A 4,098-nucleotide genomic window follows, 5' to 3' on the forward strand; every position below is an offset into this window, starting at 1 on the left:
GTTACTTTTCTTTTTCTCCTGCTTTTTCCCAAATCCTGGCGGGTCTGCACTAGGAGGTGATGATGAATTTTGAGATGTACGATTAGCTTTCTCTAATAGCTGTTGCTGGATTGTCAGGACTTCTGCTAATTGTTTTTCTAAGCTTTCGATTTGCTGCCCCATCCCCTCTACCAGTTTTTGGACGCTGGCTGGAGTTTTTTCCCAATCAACACGGGGTATCTGCTCGATGTAGGATAGGTGCTTTTGTTCCATAAATTTCACATTACCAGATTTTGGTCTCCCTAATTGACGATCGCCTGACAACCCCAACAATTGTTACTAAATTTGAGGAGCCCACGACGTAGCTAGATCAACCAATTAAATCGCCTGTAACTCTTATTCTCTCGTTACCCCCCTGAACGGTTACGGTGTACGAGTTCCGTCATCTAAAGAGACATCAACACTCAGAGAGTTGCCACAATTGATACAAAATCGTGAATCATCTCGGTTTTCAGTTTGACATTGAGGACATTTCATAATGGATTGTTACTAAATGAAAGTTGATTATTTCACAAGCTTAAACCTGATATTTTAGCGGCTCTATCATCGGCAGGAAAAAAGATGCGAACATGATACAGCCCTTTAAAGTTGTCATAACGAGCAATTGCATATTTTTCTTCTTTGCCATCTTCCTTATCTGCTCTTAAGCCGAGTTTTGTTCGTCCTGTAGGCTGAGTGTCAATAATTTCAATAGGACGTTTGTATAAGTTTACGTTTTTAAATGCCACACTCAAACTGTTTTTACTAAAAGCTGGATCAATGTGTCCATTTTGAAATAAGGATTTATGAGCGATCGCCTCAAATTTCTGCATTCCTACTTCAAGATTAGGACTACATAATGCATCAAATAGTTTGTTAATCAGATCGTATATAATTTCATCTTTGCTAGATAGTCGTTGTGTTTCAATATTTTGTTGAGCGGCTAGAACTGAACTTGTTTGAAGTGTTGATATATCAAATTGTCCCCTTGTGGTATCTCGCTTTTCTTCAAACGATGATTCACCATGATGTAAAATTTGCTCGATCTTATCTAATTCATCATTCAACTGTAAAAGTTGTGTTTCTTCAGCCTGAATTTGCTGTTGTAACTGAAATCTAATAGCAGCACTTGCCTCAATAGCTGAAGACTGTCGTAGCTGCTTTAACTTCTCCTGTCTCAAGTCCCAATCGATCTGAAGAGTGTCTCTTTGCACTTTCAATCTTCTTCGCTGAGAATCAGTTAATTTATCGGAGGGAGCTTGCTGGGTTGTTGAGCTTAAATCATCAGTCTTTTGATTCTTCCCAAACAAACTCTCTTCATTTTGTAGCTCACTATTGTCCTGATGAAGCTGGAATAGTTTCCCTTTTATGTAAAGAACTGGCGTTAAATGCTCTAGAATTCCCTCTAGTTGAATTGCATTGCAACCTAGCTCGTAAGCAAACTCAATCGATTCTTCAGCACCGAGAGCGGAATAAAAGCCAATAGCAAATTCGATGGCAGCGCGATCGCCAATTGCTTTGCTCATGCCAACAACGTAATTAACGTGTCGTGCGATCGCTTCAGCCTGAAATTTTGAGTAGCACGCATTCAAAACAACACATTCCACTCGATTAGAGAATAATCTAAATAGGTCTGCTAAGGCTTGTGAGCTAACTAATTTCTCCTGTCCTGTAACATCTTCAAAAACTAAACCGTCTTCTTCAGCCCCATGACCACTAAAATGTACAATCTGCGGCTTAAAATCCAACATTGCCTGCCGGATGTCTCTCGGTCGGGTTGCCCCTGTTGAATTTATAGGTGTTTTTCCGTACCCTGCTAGACGTAATTGCTCTTTTATTTCCCGCTCCTCTTCTTGCAGACGTAAACTCTTAGCTCTTTTAGGGTTTGCAGCCATTAACAAGATTGATTTTAGAGCAGTACTATCATTCATATAGGACTCCAATTTTATTTCTGAAAATATATTGAGACTGAAAATCCCACTTGATAAGGGTTTTATCTAAAATCCTTTGATATAGTTGGATACACTTGACATACCAAAAATTCCGGAGGAAGGACGACATAGTTTAATTAATTTAATCTTAAATTAATTCCCAAAGATGGAAGTGCAAACCAACCGACTGACTCAACAAATTCAATTCATCATCGAAATCGACAAGCTAAAGTTAATTTTGCGTCAAACGCTGTTAACTGACGCTTCACGCAGGGAAAATAGTGCGGAACACTCTTGGCATTTGGCGCTGATGGCAATAGTATTAGCAGAATATGCACCGTCAGGAGTCGATCAACTACGCGCTATTAAAATGCTGCTGATTCACGACTTAGTAGAAATTGATGCGGGTGACACTTTCTGCTATGATGTGCAGGCAAACGAAGATAAGGCAGCAAAGGAAGCTCAAGCAGCATTGCGGTTATTTGGACTTTTGCCAGTCGAGCAGGCAGAAGAAATGCGATCGCTTTGGGAAGAGTTTGAAGCACGAAAAACGCCTACAGCTAAGTTTGCCGCAGCTTTAGACCGCATACAACCAATGCTACACAACCAACAAACTCAGGGTGGTACTTGGCGCATTCATGGCATTACACGCGATAAAGTAATGAAACGGATGGCACCAGTAGAAACAGGGACGCCTGAACTTTGGTTCTTTATTCAGCAACTAATTGACGATTGTGTTATGGCGGGTTATCTCCAAGAGACTCCTGCAAATTGACACTCCCCGCGATAAATCGACGGGGATTCTTGGTTCAACGAAACCACTTAACCTAGAGTCCTTGCGTTATCTAGACCAGAGGTGGGATTCTCCCCAAGCGTTAACTTTCCGAGTGCCCCTCGGTAGTTGCATTGCTGCAAGTCCTGTTTTACTTGAAACAATTTGTTCCAAAATTCTGAGTCGTCTAGCCCCAATGAATCTTTTACCTACTGCTAGGTGGAAACTAGAACAATGCAGTAGAACCGCATAGATTCAATTATCAAGGTTCAGTGCTTTGTCTTTCGACAGCTAGGTTTTTTAAGTGGTTGATTACCTTTCCACTATCATTACTATAGTATATTGGTACACTAATTAATTCAAAGCCATCGTAGAACGACGGGGCTTTAAACCCAATTTTTCGGTAAAAACAAGCGCGTTTTTAAATGCAGGTCGATGCAATGGCATTGTCACTCGATGCAATGGCATTGGATCGCAATCCAATCGCATTGTGACTCGATGCAATGGCATTGAATCGCGATCCAATCGCATTGTCACTCGATACAATGGCATTGTGACTTGATGCAATGGCATTGGATCGCGATCCAATCGCATTGTCACCCGATACAATGGCATTGTCACCCGATACAATCGCATTGCAGGGTATTGGCAAATTTAAAAAAGCGATCGCATTATAGATGAAAACTCAACATGCTTTGTTTGTTTGTACTACTTGCTCAAGTGTCTGGAAAGATGGAAAGCGAGTAGGTGAAAGTGGTGGTGATAAGTTATTCAAGCAGTTGCAAGAACTGCACCAAGACTGGGAATTGCATGAAGAATTTCCGATTCAGCCTGTAGAATGCATGAGTGCTTGCGATCGCGCATGTACTATTTCCTTTGTCGCAAACGGCAAATGCACTTATTTATTTGGTGATATTTCCCCAGATTTATCAACTTCCGAAATGGCGAATGTCCTGGAGTGTGCCACTAAGTATTATAATCATACTGAGGGATTGTTGCCTTGGGCAGAAAGACCGGTGCCACTGAAAAAAGGAATTTTGGCAAGGATTCCTTCTCCTTCATCTTACCCAGCCGAATTAAATTAAAGCAAGCATACTCAATATTTCCAAAAAAGAATGTAGAGACGTAGCACTGCTACGTCTTTTTTTGATACCCACATCTAATAGACATCTCCAAAAAAGACGTTCCGTCGTAACCTGCTACATTGTTTTTCAACCTGATGTGTATTGTATACTTGACAAAGACGTAGCAGTGGCAATACGGTTCGGTTAAGCTAAAAAAACAAAAATTTGTAGGTTGGGTTGAGGAACGAAACCCAACATTTCCAAGGCTTTGTTGGGTTTCACTTCGTTCAACCCAACCTACAATTTCCCTTAA

At 40.8% G+C, this 4,098-nt stretch carries 6 protein-coding genes; 2 read left to right on the forward strand and 4 right to left on the reverse strand.

The annotated features are described in order from the left end of the window. From TOL9009_RS47250 to TOL9009_RS42575, 3 genes are all read right to left on the reverse strand, one after another. Positions 1-252, reverse strand: a 252-nt coding sequence (locus TOL9009_RS47250) for a hypothetical protein (protein WP_029633253.1), incomplete at its 3' end; no start/stop codon positions are given. 150 nt (positions 253-402) lie between these two features. Then, positions 403-516 (reverse strand): zinc-ribbon domain-containing protein, encoded by a 114-nt coding sequence (locus tag TOL9009_RS50515; protein WP_084763206.1) that lies wholly within the window; start codon positions 514-516, stop codon positions 403-405. A 32-nt stretch (positions 517-548) separates the two neighbouring features. Then, positions 549-1,949: a CHAT domain-containing protein gene (locus TOL9009_RS42575; protein ID WP_063628686.1), complete on the reverse strand. Its 1,401-nt coding sequence runs from the start codon at positions 1,947-1,949 to the stop codon at positions 549-551. A gap of 172 nt (positions 1,950-2,121) precedes the next feature. Here TOL9009_RS42575 and TOL9009_RS0113345 point away from each other — a divergent pair, with 172 nt between their 5' ends. Continuing rightward, positions 2,122-2,724 (forward strand): HD domain-containing protein, encoded by a 603-nt coding sequence (locus TOL9009_RS0113345; RefSeq protein WP_084763361.1) that lies wholly within the window; start codon positions 2,122-2,124, stop codon positions 2,722-2,724. 351 nt (positions 2,725-3,075) lie between these two features. Here the strand turns inward: TOL9009_RS0113345 and TOL9009_RS0113350 are convergent, their stop codons facing one another. After that, positions 3,076-3,357 (reverse strand): hypothetical protein, encoded by a 282-nt coding sequence (locus TOL9009_RS0113350; protein ID WP_144238225.1) that lies wholly within the window; start codon positions 3,355-3,357, stop codon positions 3,076-3,078. Positions 3,358-3,398: 41 nt separating this feature from the next. On the opposite strand from TOL9009_RS0113350, the gene TOL9009_RS0113360 reads away from it, so the two are divergent. Then, a complete protein-coding gene (locus TOL9009_RS0113360) occupies positions 3,399-3,806 on the forward strand; it encodes a DUF1636 domain-containing protein (RefSeq protein ID WP_029633256.1) in 408 nt (135 codons plus the stop codon). Positions 3,807-4,098: the final 292 nt, after the last annotated feature.

This window comes from [Scytonema hofmanni] UTEX 2349 (genome assembly GCF_000582685.1).
GTDB lineage: Bacteria > Cyanobacteriota > Cyanobacteriia > Cyanobacteriales > Nostocaceae > Hassallia > Hassallia hofmanni.

What these genes read in the sequence shown, in the direction of transcription:
- TOL9009_RS0113350 (WP_144238225.1), bottom strand. Translation starts at nt 3,357, where the DNA reads ATGCGATTGTATCGGGTGACAATGCCATTGTATCGGGTGACAATGCGA.
- TOL9009_RS50515 (WP_084763206.1), bottom strand. Translation starts at nt 516, where the DNA reads ATGAAATGTCCTCAATGTCAAACTGAAAACCGAGATGATTCACGATTT.
- TOL9009_RS42575 (WP_063628686.1), bottom strand. Translation starts at nt 1,949, where the DNA reads ATGAATGATAGTACTGCTCTAAAATCAATCTTGTTAATGGCTGCAAAC.
- TOL9009_RS0113360 (WP_029633256.1), top strand. Translation starts at nt 3,399, where the DNA reads ATGAAAACTCAACATGCTTTGTTTGTTTGTACTACTTGCTCAAGTGTC.